Genomic DNA, 19,293 nt, shown 5'->3' on the forward strand with positions numbered 1-19,293 from the left:
TTCCCATTTGTGAGATAAAAACACATTAGCGTTGTTTATAAATATTAAAGAGTATTTCAGTGGTGTTACAAATGCGTAATGTTCATAACTATGAAAGGTCATGGTTTTAGAACCATCATACTTTTTCATGAACCGAAATATTTTTTCTAAACTGTTACGCGGCTAATAAAAATGGCAGGGGAGATAAAAAGAATAAACATTCATCAAATGAATAAATAAAAGGCTTATTAAGATTGTGGTTTTGTGGTGAAGGTAAGGAATAAGTAATACAAAATACGATGGGGGGATTTTTGGATATAAAAGAAAGACAAAACCCTCTCACCTGGCGGTGAGAGGGCTAATTTTTAGGCTGCAACGACGCTGTCGATGGCCGCTTTGGCGTCGGATTGCGCTTTGGTCGCGACATCCGGACCGTAGGCAATGCCTTCGGCAAACACAAAGTTCACGTCGGTAATACCGATAAAGCCGAGGAAAACTTTCAGGTACGGCGCGATCAGATCAGTCGGGGTATCTTTGTGAATACCGCCACGGCTGGAGAGAATCACCGCGCGTTTACCGGTAACCAGACCTTCCGGACCTTTCTCGGTGTAGCGGAACGTGACGCCAGCACGCGCAATCAGGTCAAAGTAGTTTTTCAACTGCGTCGGGATGTTGAAGTTGTACATTGGCGCCGCGATAACAATAACATCGTGGGCTTTCAGCTCCGCAATCAACTCATCGGAGAGCGCCAGCGCTTCCTGTTGACGCGGCGTCAGCGCCGCATCGCTCGGACGCAGGGCACCCACCAGCTCGCCATCCAGCACCGGAATGGGGTTTGCAGCGAGGTCGCGAACGGTGATTTCGTCTGCGGAGTGCTTTTCACGCCACTGTTCAACAAAATAATCAGACAACTGACCTGACTGAGAGTACCCTGCCAGAATACTGGATTTGAGGACTAATACCTTGCTCATGGGTGTTTCCTTGTATGTGTTTGAAAGGGGGATGCCCCGTTGCTTGTTGACACTTTATTCACAATCCTGCCGCAGTGATAGCGCAATATATCGAAGCCTATGTTCGAAATTATTGAACAACACACGGTTAGCGCCGATGTGGTAATCTATACCTAACATCGAAATGAGATTTGATCAGGCAGAGCACTGCCCTCTAACGTTATGACAGAACAACAAAAATTGACTTTCCACAGCCTGCAACAACAGCTGGAATCGCTGATGTTGCGTGACCGCCAGCGCTTTGCTCGCCGCCTGCACGGTGTGAAGAAGGTTAAAAATCCTGATGCACAACAGGCCATCTACCAGGAGATGGCGAAAGAGATTGAACAGGCGGCAGGTAAAGTCCTGCTGCGTGAAGCGGCACGTCCTGACATCACTTACCCGGACAACCTGCCGGTGAGTCAGAAAAAACAGGACATCCTGAACGCCGTTCGTGACCATCAGGTGGTGATTGTGGCGGGGGAAACCGGCTCCGGGAAAACCACGCAGTTGCCTAAAATCTGTATGGAACTGGGGCGAGGCATCAAAGGATTGATTGGTCATACGCAGCCGCGTCGTCTGGCGGCGCGTACCGTCGCCAACCGTATTGCAGAGGAACTGCAAACGGAGCCGGGCGGCTGTATCGGCTATAAAGTTCGTTTTAGCGACCATGTTAGCGACAACACGATGGTCAAGCTGATGACCGACGGTATCCTGCTGGCTGAAATCCAGCAGGACAGACTGCTGATGCAGTATGACACCATCATCATTGATGAAGCGCACGAACGCAGTCTGAACATTGATTTTCTGCTCGGCTATCTGAAAGAGCTGTTGCCGCGTCGCCCGGATTTGAAAATTATCATCACCTCCGCGACCATCGACCCTGAGCGTTTTTCACGCCATTTTAATAATGCGCCGATTATCGAAGTGTCTGGCCGAACCTATCCGGTTGACGTGCGCTATCGCCCGATTGTCGAAGACGCGGACGATACCGAGCGCGATCAGCTGCAGGCGATTTTTGACGCGGTGGATGAACTGGGACGCGAGAGTCCCGGCGATATCCTGATCTTTATGAGCGGAGAACGTGAAATCCGCGACACCGCCGATGCGCTCAATAAACTCAATTTGCGCCATACCGAAGTGCTGCCGCTGTATGCCCGGCTTTCCAATAGCGAACAGAACCGGGTCTTCCAGTCGCACAGCGGGCGTCGTATTGTGCTGGCGACCAACGTGGCGGAAACCTCGCTGACGGTGCCGGGCATCAAGTACGTCATCGACCCAGGTACCGCGCGTATCAGTCGCTACAGTTTCCGTACCAAAGTCCAGCGTTTGCCGATTGAACCGGTGTCGCAGGCCTCCGCTAACCAGCGTAAAGGTCGCTGTGGACGCGTGTCGGAAGGGATCTGTATCCGCCTCTATTCGGAAGACGATTTCCTGTCGCGCCCGGAATTTACCGATCCGGAAATCCTGCGTACCAACCTGGCGTCCGTCATTCTGCAAATGACGGCGCTGGGGCTGGGCGATATTGCCGCGTTCCCGTTTGTTGAAGCGCCAGATAAACGCAACATCCAGGATGGCGTACGCCTGCTGGAAGAGCTGGGCGCGATTACCACCGATGAACAGCAGACCGCATACAAACTGACGCCGCTTGGTCGTCAGTTGTCGCAGTTGCCGGTGGACCCGCGCCTGGCGCGGATGGTACTGGAAGCACAAAAACATGGCTGCGTGCGCGAGGCGATGATCATCACCTCCGCGCTGTCCATTCAGGATCCGCGCGAGCGCCCGATGGACAAAAAGCAGGCATCGGATGAGAAGCATCAGCGTTTCCACGATAAAGAGTCCGATTTCCTCGCCTTTGTGAATCTGTGGAATTACCTCGGCGAACAGCAGAAAGCGCTATCGTCGAATCAGTTCCGCCGTCAGTGCAAAGTCGACTTCCTTAACTATCTGCGCGTACGCGAGTGGCAGGATATCTACACTCAGCTGCGTCAGGTGGTGAAAGAGCTCGGTATTCCGGTGAACAGTGAACCTGCAGAGTATCGTGAGATTCATGTCGCGCTGCTCACCGGTTTGCTTTCCCATATCGGTATGAAAGATGCCGATAAGCAGGAGTTTACCGGCGCACGTAACGCTCGCTTCTCTATCTTCCCCGGTTCTGGCTTGTTTAAAAAACCGCCGAAGTGGACGATGGTTGCCGAGCTGGTGGAAACCAGCCGTCTGTGGGGACGCATTGCCGCGCGGATCGATCCCGAGTGGGTGGAGCCGGTTGCCCAGCATTTGATCAAACGCTCGTATAGCGAACCGCACTGGGAACGGGCGCAGGGCGCTGTGATGGCGACGGAAAAAGTCACCGTTTACGGCCTGCCGATTGTCGCTGCGCGTAAGGTCAACTACAGCCAGATCGATCCCGTGCTCTGCCGTGAGCTGTTTATCCGCCATGCGCTGGTGGAAGGCGACTGGCAGACGCGCCACGCCTTCTTCCGTGATAACCTCAAACTGCGCGCCGAAGTGGAAGAGCTGGAGCACAAATCGCGCCGCCGCGACATTCTGGTGGATGACGAGACGCTGCTTGAATTCTACGACCAGCGCATCAGCCATGACGTGATTTCCGCGCGCCATTTTGACAACTGGTGGAAGAAAGTCAGTCGCGAAACCCCGGATCTGCTCAACTTTGAAAAGAGCATGCTGATCAAAGAGGGTGCTGAAAACATCAGCAAGCTGGATTACCCGAACTTCTGGCATCAGGGCAATCTTAAGCTGCGGTTGAGCTATCAGTTTGAACCCGGCGCGGACGCTGACGGTGTCACCGTCCATATTCCGCTGCCGCTGTTAAATCAGGTGGACGAGAGCGGCTTTGAATGGCAAATCCCCGGTCTGCGCCGTGAACTGGTTATCGCATTGATTAAATCGTTGCCAAAACCGGTACGACGTAACTTTGTCCCCGCGCCAAACTATGCCGAAGCGTTTTTAGGCCGCGTGACGCCGCTCGAGTTGCCGCTGCTGGATTCGCTGGAGCGTGAACTGCGCCGGATGACCGGCGTAACGGTTGACCGTGAAGCCTGGCAGTGGGATCAGGTGCCCGATCACCTGAAAATCACCTTCCGGGTGGTGGATGACAAAAACAAGAAGCTCCAGGAAGGGCGCTCTTTGCAGGATTTGAAAGATGCGCTGAAGAGCAAAGTGCAGGAAACGCTCTCCGCCGTTGCCGATGACGGTATCGAACAGAGCGGTCTGCACATCTGGAGTTTTGGTCAGCTACCGGAAAGCTATGAACAGAAACGCGGCAACTACAAAGTGAAAGCCTGGCCCGCGCTGGTGGATGAGCGCGACAGTGTCTCCATCCGATTGTTCGACAACCCACTGGAACAACAGCAAGCGATGTGGAGCGGGTTGCGCCGCCTGTTGCTGCTGAATATTCCGTCGCCGATCAAGTATCTGCACGAGAAGCTGCCGAACAAAGCCAAACTTGGCCTCTACTTTAACCCGTACGGTAAGGTACTGGATCTGATCGACGACTGTATCTCCTGCGGCGTAGATAAGCTGATTGACGCTAACGGCGGGCCGGTGTGGACGGAAGAGGGCTTTGCGGCGCTGCATGAGAAAGTTCGCGCCGAGTTGAATGAGACGGTTGTCGACATTGCAAAACAGGTCGAACAGATCCTGACTGCCGTTTTCAATATCAACAAACGCCTGAAAGGGCGGGTAGATATGACCATGGCGCTGGGGCTTTCCGATGTTAAAGCACAAATGGGCGGGCTGGTGTATCGCGGTTTCGTCACTGGCAACGGCTTTAAACGCCTCGGTGACACGCTGCGTTATCTGCAGGCGATTGAAAAACGGCTGGAGAAACTGGCTACCGATCCGCACCGCGACCGGGCGCAGATGTTGAAAGTCGAAAGCGTACAGCAAGCCTGGCAGCAGTGGTTCAACAAACTGCCGCCAGCGCGTCGTGATGATGAGGATGTCAAAGCGATCCGCTGGATGATTGAAGAACTGCGCGTCAGCTACTTTGCCCAACAGCTGGGAACACCGTATCCCATCTCGGATAAGCGTATCTTGCAAGCGATGGAGCAGCTTAGCGGCTAGCGTTTTACATGTCAGCGAGTGAACATTACGGCCAGCATTTGCTGGCCGTTTTGCTGATTACAGGGTCGATGTTTGCGCGTCAATGACAGGTGTGCGGCGGCGACGGCTGGCGAAGAAAATTGCCGTCAGTGAAATGGCGACGGTGGTCATCAGATAGATGGCGACAGGTACCCAATCGCCATCGTATTTTGCCAACAGGCCGGTGGCGATCAGTGGGGCGGTACCGCCCGCCAGCGCAGCGCCAATCTGGTAACCGAGGGTGATGCCAGTGTAACGCACGTTAGCGCTAAAGATTTCAGAGCACAGCGTGCCCAGAACGGCGGTCACTGGCGCCCACAAGATGCCAAACATGATGACCGTGGCGACCACAATTCCCCAGGTGGTGCCGGTATTGAGTAACAGGAACCACGGAACAATAAACAGCCCCAGCGCAAACACGCTGATGGCGTACATTTTTTGGCGTCCTACCTTATCGGAAAGCAGCCCCATGAGCGGGATCATCACCGTCGCAACCAACGCGCCCAGCGTGACCGCTTCCAGCACCTGGGATTTTTGGTAGGTCAGGGTGGTGGTAGCGTAGCTGACGACAAAGGTCGAGAAAATATAGAACGGCGCGGTTTCAACCACTTTCAACCCGGCGGCAATCAGCACTTCACGCCAGTGATGCGTCAGCGTATCGCGCAGCGGCGCTTTTGCGACCTGACCGGACTGTTTCACCTTTTTAAATTCCGGTGTTTCGTCGATATCTTTGCGGATCCACAGCCCTAATAGCACCAGTACGGAACTTAACAGGAAGGGAATACGCCAGCCCCAGGAGAGGAAGTCTTCTTCACTGAACAACGTCATCAGCGAAACGATAAAGGTGGCCATCAGCATACCGATGGTGACGCCCGCCTGCGGGATGCTGCCAAAAAAGCCTTTTCGTTTTTCGGGCGCATATTCATACGCCAGTAACAGGGCGCCGCCCCATTCGCCGCCGATGCCCATCCCCTGAATGACACGCATCAGAATCAATAAAATCGGTGCCCAGATACCGATCATTTCATAGGTCGGCAGCAGGCCAATCATCACGGTTGCGCCCCCCATCAGCGACAGGGTGAGCACCAGCGTTTTCTTACGCCCGATACGATCGCCAATGTGGGCAAACAGCACCCCGCCGATAGGACGAATGAAAAAGGTGAGGGAGAACGAAAGATAAGAGAGAATCAGCCCAATGACCGGATCAACCATCGGGAAGAAGATTTTGTTAAACACCAGGGCGGCGGCGGTGCCATATAAAAAATAATCGAACCACTCTATCGCGCTGCCGGTCAGACTGGCGATGAGAACTTTTTTGTTTTTCTTCAATATAGCCGTGCTGCTTTCATGCGTTGTCATTACTGGGAACCTCGCCACAGAGAGTGTAAATCAGGTGATACCCGAAGCGGTGTGGGTGCAACCTGCTGCGTTACAAAAGTTGTTAAATTGTTAATCAAACTAGAATTGTTTGTAATGTTTAACAAGTAACAAGACCAGTAAAAGGGCTAAACAGGTAACATTTTTGCAGCGTTATTCACTGCTATTCATTGTAATAACAAGTAAATGCTTTATAGGAAGCGAAAGTGACAGGATAATCTCCAGGTGCAACCGCGGCTTTTTTAGTTATTTCGTGTTATTTCACAGAGATGATAAAAAGTGCTGAAATTCAACAGACCGTCTTTCAGAGTGATCCGCTATTTTCGCGAAGTGAGTTCGGTACCCTGCAGTGAACAATGAGGAGGAATCATGAACATGCGTCAATTTCCGCCACTGTCCGAAGTGACGTTACAGGCAGTGAACACCGTTGGCCAATGGCTGGCGCAAAACGATTTCTCAGCAGAGGAACCCTTTCAGGCTGACTGCGTCGTACTGGCGGGAAATGCCGTCATCCCGACCATCGATGCGGCTTGCAAAATCGCGAAAGAGCAGCGTATTCCATTGCTGATAAGCGGCGGGATTGGCCATTCGACGACGTTCCTCTATTCGGCGATCGCAGAGCACCCGCGCTATAACACGATACGTACCACCGGGCGGGCTGAAGCCGCGATTCTGGCCGACATTGCTAATCAGTTCTGGCAAATTCCAGGCGAATCCATTTGGGTGGAAGACCAGTCAACAAACTGCGGTGAGAACGCCCGGTTCAGCTGCGCATTACTCCGTCAGGCGCCGGTGACCATTAACACGGCGATTGTTGTTCAGGACCCCACCATGCAGCGACGTACGCTGGCGACGTTCCGGCGTGTGACGAAGGATGACCCGGACGCCCCGCGTTGGCTCAGTTTCCCGGGTTTTACACCGGTGCTGCGTCTTCAGGAAGAGGGCGTTGATTTTACGAATGCGGCGCAAGGGGTGTGGCCCGTCGAGCGTTACCTGTCATTAATTGCAGGTGAACTCCCGCGTGTGCGTGATGATGAGGCCGGTTACGGACCGCGCGGACGTGATTATATTGTCCACATCGACATTCCCGATGAGGTTGAAGCGGCCTGGCAGATCTTGCAAAACGATGATGTTCTGAATGAGGCAATCGATAGCCGTTCCCTGCGTTAACCGATCATTTTTGCCCGTTTGTGACGATCTACGCTCAAACGGGCATGATTTTTCGTCTTCGTTGTCCTTCCTGCGCCCCTTTCGGGGCCTCTTTTATGAACTGCTTCACAAAGTTGCTAACCTGACGGCAGTATCTGCTTCACGATTGATATTAATTAACAATGATTTTACTTGTTAAAAACAAATCAATTACAGGAGCAGCGCATGTCAGCACCCGTACAACACCCGATGTATATCAATGGCCAGTTTGTGAGCTGGCAGGGAACGTCATGGATTGATGTGGTTAATCCTGCAACGGAAGAACTGATTTCACGCATTCCTGATGGCAGCGCAGAAGAGGCGCGTCAGGCCATTGATGCGGCGGTACGCGCCCAGCCTGGCTGGGAGGCATTGCCCGCCATACAACGGGCGGGATGGCTGCGAAAAATTGCGGCGGGTATCCGCGATCGCGCCGAAGAAATTAGCGCCTTGATCGTGGAAGAAGGCGGGAAAATTCAGCAACTGGCGCAGGTGGAAGTCGCTTTCACCGCCGATTACATCGACTACATGGCGGAGTGGGCGCGCCGCTACGAAGGCGAAATTCTGCAAAGCGACCGTCCGGGTGAAAATATTCTGCTGTTCAAACGCGCCCTTGGCGTAACCACCGGGATTCTGCCGTGGAATTTCCCGTTCTTTTTGATTGCCCGTAAGCTGGCACCGGCGCTGCTGACCGGGAATACAATTGTAATTAAACCCAGTGAGTTCACCCCCAATAATGCCATCGCCTTTGCGCAAATTGTGCATGAGGTTGGTCTGCCAGCCGGGGTCTTTAACCTGGTGTTAGGACGTGGTGAAACAGTGGGGCAGGAGCTGGCGGGCAACCCGAAAGTGGCGATGGTGAGTATGACCGGAAGCGTAGCGGCGGGTGAGAAAATCATGACGGCGGCGGCGAAAAACATCACCAAAGTATGCCTTGAGCTGGGTGGCAAGGCGCCTGCGATTGTGATGGACGATGCGGATTTGGAACTGGCCGTGAAGGCGATTGTTGATTCACGGGTGATCAACACCGGGCAGGTATGTAACTGCGCGGAGCGCGTCTATGTGCAAAAAGGGATCTACGATCGCTTTGTTAATCGACTGGGTGAGGCGATGAAAGCGGTACAGTTTGGCGATCCGGCACAGCGGGATGATATCGCCATGGGACCACTGATTAATGCCGCCGCGCTGGCTCGGGTAGAGCAAAAAGTGGCGAAAGCGGTACAGGAAGGGGCCAGAGTGGTGCTGGGCGGCAAAGCGGTTGAGGGGAAAGGCTACTATTATCCGCCAACCCTGCTGCTGGATGTCCGTCAGGAGATGGCTATCATGCACGAAGAAACATTCGGACCGGTACTGCCTGTTGTGGCGTTTGACACGCTGGAAGAGGCGCTGCAGATGGCAAATGACAGCGAGTATGGTCTCACGTCTTCTATTTATACCCAGAATCTGAGCGTTGCTATGCAGGCGATCAAAGGGCTGAAGTTTGGTGAAACCTACATAAACCGTGAAAACTTTGAAGCGATGCAGGGCTTTCATGCGGGGTGGCGAAAATCGGGGATTGGCGGTGCCGACGGCAAACACGGGCTGAATGAGTATCTGCAAACGCAGGTCGTCTATTTGCAGTCCTGATCGGCGAGCAGTACCGGGCTGGCCGGGTGAGCGTGAACGCGACCCGGCCATACCCTCATCGTTTAAAGTTTGACGAATTTCTCCAGGGTACGAATCAGTTGGGTGACGAATCCGTACTCGTTATCGTACCAGGCGACCGTTTTCACCAGTTGCAGATCGCCGACCTCAGTAATCTCTGTTTGCGTGGCGTCAAACACCGAACCAAAGTGAGAGCCGATGACGTCGGAAGAGACGATTTCTTCATCGGTGTAGCCAAAGGATTCATTATTCTCCGTCGCCTTTTTCAGCGCGTTGTTGACCTCTTCAGCGGTCACTTTTTTACCCAAAATCGAGACCAGTTCCGTTACCGAGCCTGTTTTTACCGGAACTCGCTGAGCATGACCTTTCAGTTTTCCGCTCAATTCCGGTATCACCAGGCCAATCGCTTTTGCGGCTCCGGTGGTATGAGGGATGATATTTTCCGCCGCCGCCCGCGACGCGCGCAGATCTTTGCCTCGCGGACCATCGACTAGCGACTGCGTACCGGTATAGGCGTGAATGGTGGTCATGGTGCCGACCTGAATACCGAAGTTGTCATGCAGCGCTTTGGCCATTGGCGCGAGGCAGTTCGTGGTGCAGGAGGCGACAGAGACAATCTGGTCGCTGGCATTCAGCGTGTCATCATTGACGTTAAAGACAATGGTTTTCATCTCGCCCGCTGGCGCTGAGATCAGCACTTTTTTCGCACCGGCATCGAGATGTGCGTGGGCTTTTTCTGCGGAGGTATAGAAGCCTGTGCATTCGATGATGAACTCCGCACCGGTGGTTTTCCAGGGGATATTTTTCGCCTCTTTTTCTGCGTAAACGGCAATTTTCTTGCCATCAACAATCAGCGCATCCTCAGTGAAATCAACGCTCCAGGGGAACGGACCGTAGTTAGAGTCATGCTTTAGCAGATAGGCGAGTATTTTGGGGGAGGTGAGATCGTTAATCGCCACCACATCCGCATTGCTCTTCACTTCCAGCAGACGTCGCAGCACCAGGCGACCGATACGACCAAAACCGTTAATGCCAATTTTACTCATGATTTTCTCCTGTCAGGGTAGGGCAATACGCCACATTTTTTCCTTACCAGGCTTAGTCCACTCCGCCGTTGCGGGCAATGACCATTGTTGCGACTTACCGTAACCGATTGAAAACGGGGGAACAAAAGTTAATGAATTTTTAACAAAAGACCGCTATGTTGGCGCTTTATTGTTTTTATTCAGGAATTGTTATGGGCAATAAGTATTCAAGCCTGCAAATTGGTATTCACTGGCTGGTTTTTTTACTGGTGATAGGCGCCTACTGCGCCATGGAATTACGCGGGTTTGCACCGCGCAGCTATCGTCCATGGTTCAATGTGGTCCACGTTTCATGCGGTATCTCGATTCTGGTATTGATGGTGACGCGTCTGTTAGTCCGGCTTAAGTATCCCGCGCCGCCGATCGTGCCAAAACCGAAGCCGATGATGACCGGTCTTGCACACCTTGGGCATCTGGTTATCTACCTGCTGTTTCTTGTTCTGCCGGTCATTGGCCTGCTGATGATTTACAACCGGGGAAATCCCTGGATTGCATTTGGGATTGTGATGCCACATGCCGCCGAAGCCAATTTTGACCTGGCGGATACGCTGAAATCCTGGCACGTCACGCTGGCAAACCTGGGCTACTTTGTGATTGCTCTGCATGCAGCAGCCGCACTGATGCATCACTATTTCTGGAAAGATAATACGCTGTTGCGCATGATGCCGCGAAAACGTTCCTGACGTCACACATCGCCCCGCATCTGCGGGGTTTTTTCTTTGAACGGGGGTGAGAAAGCACCTGCGTCTAACCAGACCCGTACGCAGGTGAAAACAACGGGTCTACATCGGAAGCGGCTATTATATTCATTTGTATGACAAATATAAACCGGTTTGTTATCCCGCTGGCAGGTGCGCCCACACGGGATCTCTGCACCTCTTTATCCTTAAAGTGAACATGGATAAAGCCCGTTCTGCGAACTACGCTTAAAAGGATATAGATATCGGGAGGGATTATGCTGACTCACTCTGAAGCCCGACGCTGGGCGACGCTCATGCTGAAATCGGCGCTGTGTGATGGTATGAAGGGGGATGAGATCTGCAGACAAGTGCATCTGGTTTGCGACAAACACGGAAAAGAGTGCCTTGAAGAGCTTATCGAAGAGATATTGATTGAAGCAGGACGCATTGGTCCTCAACACAGTGCCGGAGAATACCGGCATCATTAAACCACCGCCAGGCGATACGCTGCCTGCGTGAAAGAAACCCCGAAACCATAACACCTGACGGTTCGGGGTTTTGTGTACATTCCCCGCTGTATCATTCACATGAATTATCCATTCACCACATCATCGTTTTACAGCTGCTATCAAACGTTGTTACTATACCCCCCTATAGTATGGAGGGCATATGCCGCATTCCCCTGAAGATAAAAAACGTATTCTGACTCGCGTTCGTCGCATTCGCGGGCAGGTTGATGCGCTGGAGCGAGCGCTGGAGTCCGGCGAGCCTTGCCTGGCTATCCTGCAACAAATCGCGGCGGTGCGTGGAGCCTCTAACGGCCTGATGGGCGAGATGGTCGAGATCCACCTGAAAGATGAGCTGGTCAGTGGGGAAACCACACCGGACCAGCGCGCGGTGCGCATGGCTGAAATCGGCCACCTTCTTCGTGCTTATCTAAAATAAATACATCACCTGACTATAAAGGGAAGAGACAAATGAAATCACGTGCAGCAGTTGCATTTGGCCCCGGCCAACCGCTAAAAATTGTTGAGATTGACGTCGCACCGCCAAAGAAGGGTGAAGTGCTGGTGAAAATCACCCACACCGGGGTTTGCCATACTGATGCGTTTACGCTTTCTGGCGATGATCCGGAAGGGGTATTCCCAGCGGTGCTGGGACACGAAGGCGGCGGGATCGTCGTTGAGGTGGGTGAAGGGGTGACCAGTCTGAAGCCTGGCGACCACGTCATTCCACTGTACACAGCAGAATGCGGCGAGTGTAAGTTCTGTAAGTCGGGTAAAACCAACCTGTGCCAGGCCGTTCGCGCCACGCAGGGGAAAGGTCTGATGCCGGACGGCACCACCCGTTTCTCCTACAACGGTGAACCCATTTATCACTATATGGGCACCAGTACCTTCAGTGAGTATACGGTTTGCGCGGAGATCTCTCTGGCGAAAGTGAACCCGCAGGCACCGCTGGATAAAGTGTGTCTGCTGGGCTGTGGCGTAACGACCGGTATCGGTGCGGTGCATAACACGGCAAAAGTGAAAGAGGGCGACACTGTTGCCGTATTTGGTTTGGGCGGTATTGGTCTGGCGGTCATTCAGGGGGCGGTACAGGCGAAAGCCGGACGCATTCTGGCTATCGATACCAATCCAGAAAAATTCAAACTCGCCGCTGACATGGGTGCGACTGACTTTATCAACCCGAACGATCATGACAAGCCGGTTCAGGATGTGATTGTTGAACTGACCGACGGTGGCGTCGATTTTAGCTTCGAGTGCATCGGTAACGTCAATGTGATGCGCGCCGCGCTTGAGTGCTGCCACAAGGGATGGGGCGAGAGCATTATTATCGGCGTGGCGGGGGCGGGTCAGGAGATCAAAACCCGTCCATTCCAGTTGGTGACCGGGCGTGTCTGGCGTGGTTCGGCCTTTGGCGGCGTCAAAGGGCGCTCACAGCTTCCGGGGATGGTGGAAGAGGCGATGAGCGGGAAAATTCAACTGGATCCGTTTATTACCCACCGCTTGCCGCTGGAACAGATCAATGAGGCGTTAGATCTCATGCATCAGGGTAAATCTATCCGCACCGTTATCCATTTCGGCGATAACTAAGTCGTCCGCCAGCGGTATCCGCCGCTGGCACTTTCCTGAATTTCCCGGAATGAATTGTTCTGAAATGTGACGAGTACGGCGCTTTTCAGGGTAAGCCATTGTCGGGAAATGCCGATGATCCTCTCACGGGCGTTTTTTGCGCATTCACCTACAAGAGAGTCGACGGTCATGGACAATACATCATCGATGCAAGCACCGCATAAGCTGGGCTTTTTGCATCATATCCGGCTGGTTCCGCTGTTTTCCTCCATTCTCGGTGGCATCCTGCTTTTGTTCGCGCTCAGTTCGGGGCTGGCAGGCTATTTTCTGTTGCAGGCCGACCGCGACCAACGCGATGTGACGGATGAAATCCAGGTGCGTATGGGGCTATCCAATAGTGCTGACCATCTGCGTACCGCACGTATCAGTCTGATCCATGCTGGCGCCGCCAGCCGTATTGCCGAAATGGCGGACATGAAAGCGAATATCGCCGAGGCGGAAAAACGCATCAAACTGGCGCAGGATGGGTTTAACGCCTGGATGGCGCGCGCCGTGAAAACGCCAGCGGATGAAGCGCTAGACGACGCGCTACGCGCCCGCTTTAACGCCTACACCGACGGTTTGCAGCCGATGGTTAAATACGCCAAAAACGGCATGTTCGAAGCCATTATCAACCATGAAAATGAACAGGCGCGGCCGCTGGACAGCGCGTATAACGCCACATTGCAGAACGCGGTAGAGCTGCGAACGGAACGCGCTAACCAACTGAGTGGTCAGGCGCACCAGCGCAGCCAACTGGGGCTGATGTTTATGATTGGCGCCTTTGCGCTGGCGCTGGTATTGACCCTGATGACATTTATCGTGCTACGCCGTACCGTGATTCAACCATTGCAACGTGCCGCCCGACGCATCGAACAGATCGCCTCCGGCGATTTGACCCTACAGGATGAACCCGCCGGAGGCAGTGAAATTGGTCGACTTAGCCGTCATCTGCAAAAAATGCAGCACGCGCTGGTCCAGACCGTCGGCACGGTTCGTCAGGGCACGGAAGAGATCTATCGCGGCACCAGTGAAATTTCGGCGGGCAATACCGATCTCTCTTCTCGCACGGAACAGCAGGCGGCGGCGATCGAACAGACTGCCGCCAGCATGGAACAGTTAACCGCGACGGTGAAACAAAATGCGGATAACGCACATCACGCCAGCAAACTGGCGGAAGACGCGTCCGACAAAGCCAGCCGGGGCGGTCAGATGGTCTCTGGGGTGGTGAAAACGATGGGCAATATCACCTCCAGTTCGAAGAAGATTTCCGAAATCACGGCGGTGATTAATAGCATTGCGTTCCAGACCAATATCCTGGCGTTGAATGCCGCCGTGGAAGCCGCACGCGCGGGCGAACAGGGGCGCGGATTTGCCGTTGTCGCCAGTGAAGTTCGCACCCTTGCCAGTCGCAGTGCGCAAGCGGCGAAAGAGATTGAAGGACTGATTAGCGAGTCAGTCAGGCTTATCGATCAAGGTTCGGGCGAAGTGGTGGCAGCGGGTGACACGATGACGGAGATAGTTGCAGCGGTTAAACGCGTTACCGATATTATGCTGAACATCGCAGCAGCCTCTGATGAACAGAGCCGCGGCATTGTGCAGGTCAGCCAGGCCATTTCAGAGATGGATAAAGTGACGCAGCAAAACGCGTCGCTGGTTGAAGAGGCGTCTGCTGCGGCCGCCTCTCTGGAAGCGCAGGCCGCCCGACTAACCGACGCGGTGGGGACGTTTCGTTTGCAGGGCAGAAGCCGGGGAGAACGAGTGCCGGGAACGTATTCACCGCAGCCCGCCACAGCCCATAACGATAACCGGGAAGCGTTCTGAGCAACTGGCCGGGGTTACCCGGCCTTACTTTCTGTGAATGACCCGCCGGGCATCTAAAACGGGACTACAACGCGAGGCGTCAGAGCGGCATGGATTTGCGAATCGTTGAAATCAACGTTTGTGCTGCACTGGAAAGGGTTGTATCGACCCGAGTGAGGATCCCGATAGGTTCACCTGCCCCCTGAGACGGAATCGGCAGCGACACCAGCGTCGCCTGACGTAAATCATCCCTGACGGCGCCGGAAGGCACAAACCAAACGTAGTCATAATCGACGGTAAGCTGACGCGAGAGTGACGCTGAAAGCGTTTCAATACAGCCGGAAGGCATTTTGCAGCCCTGGCTTTGCAGTAAGGCTTCTGCGTTCTGCCGGGGGACGGTTCCTTTAGGGGAGACAACGACCGGCCAGTCCGTCACGCGACTCAGCGTCACCGTCTCCTGCAACAACGGGTGATTGGGCCGCACAACCAGTTTCAGGGATTCGAGAAACAACAGCTCATAATTGAGTCCGCTCATCAATTCCGGGTCGGACATTCGGCCAATCCCCAGATCGATCTCACCCGACTTCAGGCCTGCCAGCAGCATGGGATTGTTCATGGTCGCCACTTGCAGGGTCGTCTCTTTTTGTTGCTGATGAAATTGTCCAATAACGGCGGGGAGGATCCCCAGTGCGGCGGTGGGTAGGGCGCCAATGCGCACCACATCATGGTTATGGCCTTCCTTGCGGTTCAGCGCCTGTCCTGCGGTGTTTAGCGCATCAAGCACTTTCACTGCATGGGTAAGAAACTGCTCGCCAGGTAGCGTGAGCTGCGCGCCGAGGCGTCCACGCTCAAAAAGACGGGTTCCGGTCAATTGCTCCAGCTCGTTAAGGGTTTTGGAGAGGGCCGGTTGACTCAGGTTAAGGGTTTCAGCCGCGCGCCCCAGTGTTCCCTGTTGGGCGACGGCTACGAAAGTATGAAGGTGGCGCAAACGAATGCGCTGACTGAACAAACCATTTTTTTCCATAATAGATGTTAAAAACAAAGCAGTGTTGGTGACAAGTAAAGTTATTTGTTTTTGATAACCTGTAAGCAAATTATTATTAACATTTAAAGCATTTAAGTTACAACTGTTTTGTTTTGCTTATATTTTGTACTGTTTTGCGGTGTGTTTTTCGTCCTGATACACATCACCCCTATGAAGCGCTGGCATAAACGAGGGTGAAGACGAATTCAGGCGAGATCACACTTCGTAAATTCTTCCCCCCAGAGTGAATAGCGTTTTCTACACTCCAGGTAATATTCACTGGAGGCATGACATTATGGCGAACACCATCACGGCAGATGAAATTCGGGAACACTTTTCGCAGGCAATGTCAGCAATGTACCAGCAGGAAGTGCCGCAATACGGGACATTGCTGGAACTTGTCGCTGACGTGAATCTGTCTGTACTGGAAAATAACCCGACGCTGCATGAAAAACTGGCCAACGCCGATGAACTGGCGCGGCTGAACGTGGAGCGCCACGGTGCGATTCGGGTGGGTACCGCACAGGAACTTTCCACGCTGCGCAGGATGTTCGCCATTATGGGGATGTATCCTGTCAGTTATTACGATCTTTCCCAGGCGGGCGTGCCGGTGCATTCCACCGCCTTTCGCCCCATTGATGATGCGTCGCTCTCCCGCAATCCTTTCCGCGTCTTTACCTCGCTGTTGCGACTCGAGCTTATCGAGAACGAAGACCTCAGAAAACGGGCGGCGGAAATCCTGGCGAAACGCGATATTTTTACCCCGCGTTGTCATGCACTGTTGGATGAATTTGACGCGCAGGGCAGTTTTACCCCTGCACAGGCGCGAGAGTTTGTTCAGGAAGCGCTGGAGACTTTTCGCTGGCATCGACATGCCACCGTTGATGAGGCGACATACCATGCGCTGCATAACGAACACCGCCTGATTGCCGACGTGGTGTGTTTCCCCGGCTGCCATATTAATCACCTGACGCCGCGTACGCTGGACATCGACCGGGTGCAATCCATGATGCCGGAGTGCGGAATCGAACCCAAAATTTTGATTGAAGGCCCGCCGCGCCGCGAGGTGCCTATCCTGCTGCGCCAGACCAGCTTTAAAGCGCTGGAAGAACCCGTGCTGTTTTCTGGCGAAATGCAGGGAACCCACTCGGCGAGGTTTGGTGAAATCGAACAGCGCGGTGTGGCGCTGACCCCGAAAGGCCGTGAACTGTATGACACGCTGCTGCAAAAGGCCGGGACCGGTAAAGATAATCTCACGCACCAGCTTCATCTACAGGAGGTGTTCAAATCCTTTCCCGACAGTGAATTTCTCCTGCGCCAGCAAGGACTGGCCTGGTTTCGCTATCGCCTGACGCCATCGGGCGAAGCACATCGTCAGGCGATCCACGCGGGGGATGATCCGCAACCGCTGATTGAGCGCGGGTGGGTGGTGGCGCAACCTATTACCTACGAAGATTTTCTGCCGGTGAGCGCGGCGGGGATTTTTCAGTCAAATCTCGGTAATGAAACGCAGGCGCGAAGTCATGGCAATGCCAGCCGTGACGCCTTTGAGCAGGCATTGGGCTGTCCGGTCCATGATGAGTTTGCGTTGTACCAGCAGGCGGAAGAACGCAGCAAGCGGCGTTGCGGCCTGCTCTGAACCCGGTATCCTGTTGGGATGTAAAAGAAGTCGTGTCAGGATGTTGTTATGAAAATCCCTTCCATCCCACTGGCTGAAACACAGCAGGGGAAAATTATGGGTGTCGCACAAGGCGACATCCACCTTTGGCGTGGGATCCCCTATGCTGCGCCGCCGACGGGCGAGCTGCGCTGGCGTGCGCCACAACCTGCGTCTGCGTGGCAGGGCGTCCGCCAGGCGAACGCTTTCTCCTGCGCGAGCTGGCAGGATATTGAGTACTGCAAAGCGCTTGGCGGCGGTGACCCAGGGCGGTTTTCGGAAGATTGTCTCTATCTGAATATCTGGTCACCCGCGTCGCGTTCCTGGCCATTGCCCGTCATGGTCTGGCTACACGGTGGGGGCTACACCATCGGTTCTGGGTGTTTGCCGCCTTACGACGGCGAAGCGCTGGCCAAACGCGAGGTGGTGGTGGTCACGCTAAATTACCGCCTCGGTCATCTCGGCTTTTTTGCGCATCCGGCGCTGGAAGGCGAAGAGGGCGAATGCCTCAACAATTTTGCCTTGCTGGACCAGATTGCGGCGCTGCGTTGGGTGCAGGACAACATTGCCGCGTTCGGGGGCGATGCGCAAAATGTCACCTTGTTTGGTGAATCCGCCGGTGCACGCAGCGTCCTCTCATTAATGGCCTCGCCGCGCGCCAAAGGGCTTTTCCAGCGGGCGATGATTCAGAGCGGGTATACATTGCCCGATACGCCACGCGAAATGGCGCTCGAAAACGGCGTCGCTGTGGCGGCGCATTTTGGTCTGCAAAACGCTACTGCTGAACAGCTACGGGCCATTCCCCCGAGCCAGTTCTGGTCACTTGGCGCGCCATTGAAAATTGCGCCGACGCCCATTTTTGGCGATGCGGTTCTCCCGGAACCGATGCTCGACGTCTTTTTCGCGGGTAAACAGCACCCGATGCCGGTACTGATTGGCTCAAACAGCGATGAAGCCAGCGTGATGCCGGTATTTGGCGTAGATCTCGCCGGGCAAATCGAAAAGTTACGCCGGGAGCGTCGACTGGGCCTGGGGCTTATCAAGCTGTTGTATCCCGGCGTTAAAGGGGATGAAGAGCTGGGGCGTCAGGTGTGTCGGGATATGGCGTTCACCACCCTGGGATATGTGGTCATGCAGGCGCAGCAGCGGGTCGGCGAGCCCTGCTGGCGATACTGGTTCGATTACGTTGCGGAAAGTGAGCATGCCACCTATGCGAAGGGGGCCTGGCACGGCAATGAGGTGCCTTATGTCTTTGATACGCTGATGCTGGCGGAACCGTCGCGCTATTACGCCAATGGCAACGATCGGGCGTTTGCCTCGCACATTGCGGATTACTGGGTGAGCTTTGCCCATCACGCCAGTCGCACCTGCGATGTTTTGCACGGTCCGGTACGCTGGCCCGCCTCAATTCAGGGGCGCGATCGCCTGTTGCGTATTGGTCTGAACAAATTTGCCGGTTTTAAAGTTGAAAACCGTTTTATGCGGGCGCGGATGTCACTGCTTAAACGGGTGATGAAACATCATGTCAGCCTGGATTAACCCCCGTGAAGATGTTTCAACCCGGTAATAACCCTGCGCTAACTTTACATTGGAATCAGTCTGTTCCGATCGACAGAAAATATTTTCATTTTTGTACAGATTATCGGCGG

Annotated in this window: 14 protein-coding genes; 10 read left to right on the forward strand and 4 right to left on the reverse strand. The window is 54.0% G+C overall.

Going from position 1 to position 19,293, the window contains the following annotated elements:
• Positions 1–344: 344 nt before the first annotated feature.
• Positions 345–950 (reverse strand): FMN-dependent NADH-azoreductase, encoded by a 606-nt coding sequence (gene azoR / locus JM656_RS10675; RefSeq protein WP_192612286.1) that lies wholly within the window; start codon positions 948–950, stop codon positions 345–347.
• A 201-nt stretch (positions 951–1,151) separates the two neighbouring features.
• Here azoR and hrpA point away from each other — a divergent pair, with 201 nt between their 5' ends.
• A complete protein-coding gene (gene hrpA / locus JM656_RS10680) occupies positions 1,152–5,054 on the forward strand; it encodes an ATP-dependent RNA helicase HrpA (RefSeq protein ID WP_203361120.1) in 3,903 nt (1,300 codons plus the stop codon).
• Between the two features lie 57 nt (positions 5,055–5,111).
• Here hrpA and JM656_RS10685 read toward each other — a convergent pair whose 3' ends face one another.
• Positions 5,112–6,431, reverse strand: a complete 1,320-nt coding sequence (locus tag JM656_RS10685) for an MFS transporter (protein ID WP_203361121.1) — start codon at positions 6,429–6,431, stop codon at positions 5,112–5,114.
• 387 nt (positions 6,432–6,818) lie between these two features.
• Between JM656_RS10685 and JM656_RS10690 the strand changes: the two genes are divergently transcribed.
• Positions 6,819–7,619, forward strand: coding sequence for a YdcF family protein (locus tag JM656_RS10690; protein WP_203361122.1), 801 nt, complete (start codon positions 6,819–6,821; stop codon positions 7,617–7,619).
• A 204-nt stretch (positions 7,620–7,823) separates the two neighbouring features.
• Positions 7,824–9,263, forward strand: a complete 1,440-nt coding sequence (gene aldA / locus JM656_RS10695) for an aldehyde dehydrogenase (RefSeq protein WP_203361123.1) — start codon at positions 7,824–7,826, stop codon at positions 9,261–9,263.
• 62 nt (positions 9,264–9,325) lie between these two features.
• Here the strand turns inward: aldA and gap are convergent, their stop codons facing one another.
• A complete protein-coding gene (gene gap / locus JM656_RS10700) occupies positions 9,326–10,327 on the reverse strand; it encodes a type I glyceraldehyde-3-phosphate dehydrogenase (protein ID WP_203361124.1) in 1,002 nt (333 codons plus the stop codon).
• 191 nt (positions 10,328–10,518) lie between these two features.
• Here gap and cybB point away from each other — a divergent pair, with 191 nt between their 5' ends.
• The 5 genes from cybB (at position 10,519) to JM656_RS10725 (ending at position 14,984) form a co-directional block, all read left to right on the forward strand.
• Entirely contained in the window at positions 10,519–11,049 is a 531-nt protein-coding gene (gene cybB / locus JM656_RS10705; RefSeq protein ID WP_203361125.1) for a cytochrome b561, read from the forward strand.
• 272 nt (positions 11,050–11,321) lie between these two features.
• Positions 11,322–11,534 (forward strand): hypothetical protein, encoded by a 213-nt coding sequence (locus JM656_RS10710; RefSeq protein WP_203361126.1) that lies wholly within the window; start codon positions 11,322–11,324, stop codon positions 11,532–11,534.
• A 181-nt stretch (positions 11,535–11,715) separates the two neighbouring features.
• Positions 11,716–11,991, forward strand: coding sequence for a metal/formaldehyde-sensitive transcriptional repressor (locus tag JM656_RS10715; RefSeq protein WP_003833178.1), 276 nt, complete (start codon positions 11,716–11,718; stop codon positions 11,989–11,991).
• 32 nt (positions 11,992–12,023) lie between these two features.
• A complete protein-coding gene (locus JM656_RS10720) occupies positions 12,024–13,142 on the forward strand; it encodes an S-(hydroxymethyl)glutathione dehydrogenase/class III alcohol dehydrogenase (protein WP_203361127.1) in 1,119 nt (372 codons plus the stop codon).
• Between the two features lie 168 nt (positions 13,143–13,310).
• Positions 13,311–14,984: a methyl-accepting chemotaxis protein gene (locus tag JM656_RS10725; protein ID WP_203361128.1), complete on the forward strand. Its 1,674-nt coding sequence runs from the start codon at positions 13,311–13,313 to the stop codon at positions 14,982–14,984.
• Positions 14,985–15,063: 79 nt separating this feature from the next.
• On the opposite strand, the gene JM656_RS10730 is transcribed toward JM656_RS10725, so the two are convergent.
• The gene (locus JM656_RS10730) at positions 15,064–15,987 is read right to left on the reverse strand and encodes a LysR substrate-binding domain-containing protein (RefSeq protein WP_192612277.1); all 924 of its coding nucleotides are present in this window, start codon (positions 15,985–15,987) and stop codon (positions 15,064–15,066) included.
• Between the two features lie 295 nt (positions 15,988–16,282).
• Between JM656_RS10730 and JM656_RS10735 the strand changes: the two genes are divergently transcribed.
• A complete protein-coding gene (locus tag JM656_RS10735; RefSeq protein WP_203361129.1) occupies positions 16,283–17,626 on the forward strand; it encodes a VOC family protein in 1,344 nt (447 codons plus the stop codon).
• Positions 17,627–17,674: 48 nt separating this feature from the next.
• The gene (locus JM656_RS10740; RefSeq protein ID WP_203361130.1) at positions 17,675–19,183 is read left to right on the forward strand and encodes a carboxylesterase/lipase family protein; all 1,509 of its coding nucleotides are present in this window, start codon (positions 17,675–17,677) and stop codon (positions 19,181–19,183) included.
• Positions 19,184–19,293 lie beyond the last annotated feature (110 nt).

The organism is Citrobacter sp. R56, from assembly GCF_016811995.1.
In the GTDB taxonomy this organism is placed as follows: Bacteria; Pseudomonadota; Gammaproteobacteria; order Enterobacterales; family Enterobacteriaceae; genus Citrobacter_D; species Citrobacter_D enshiensis.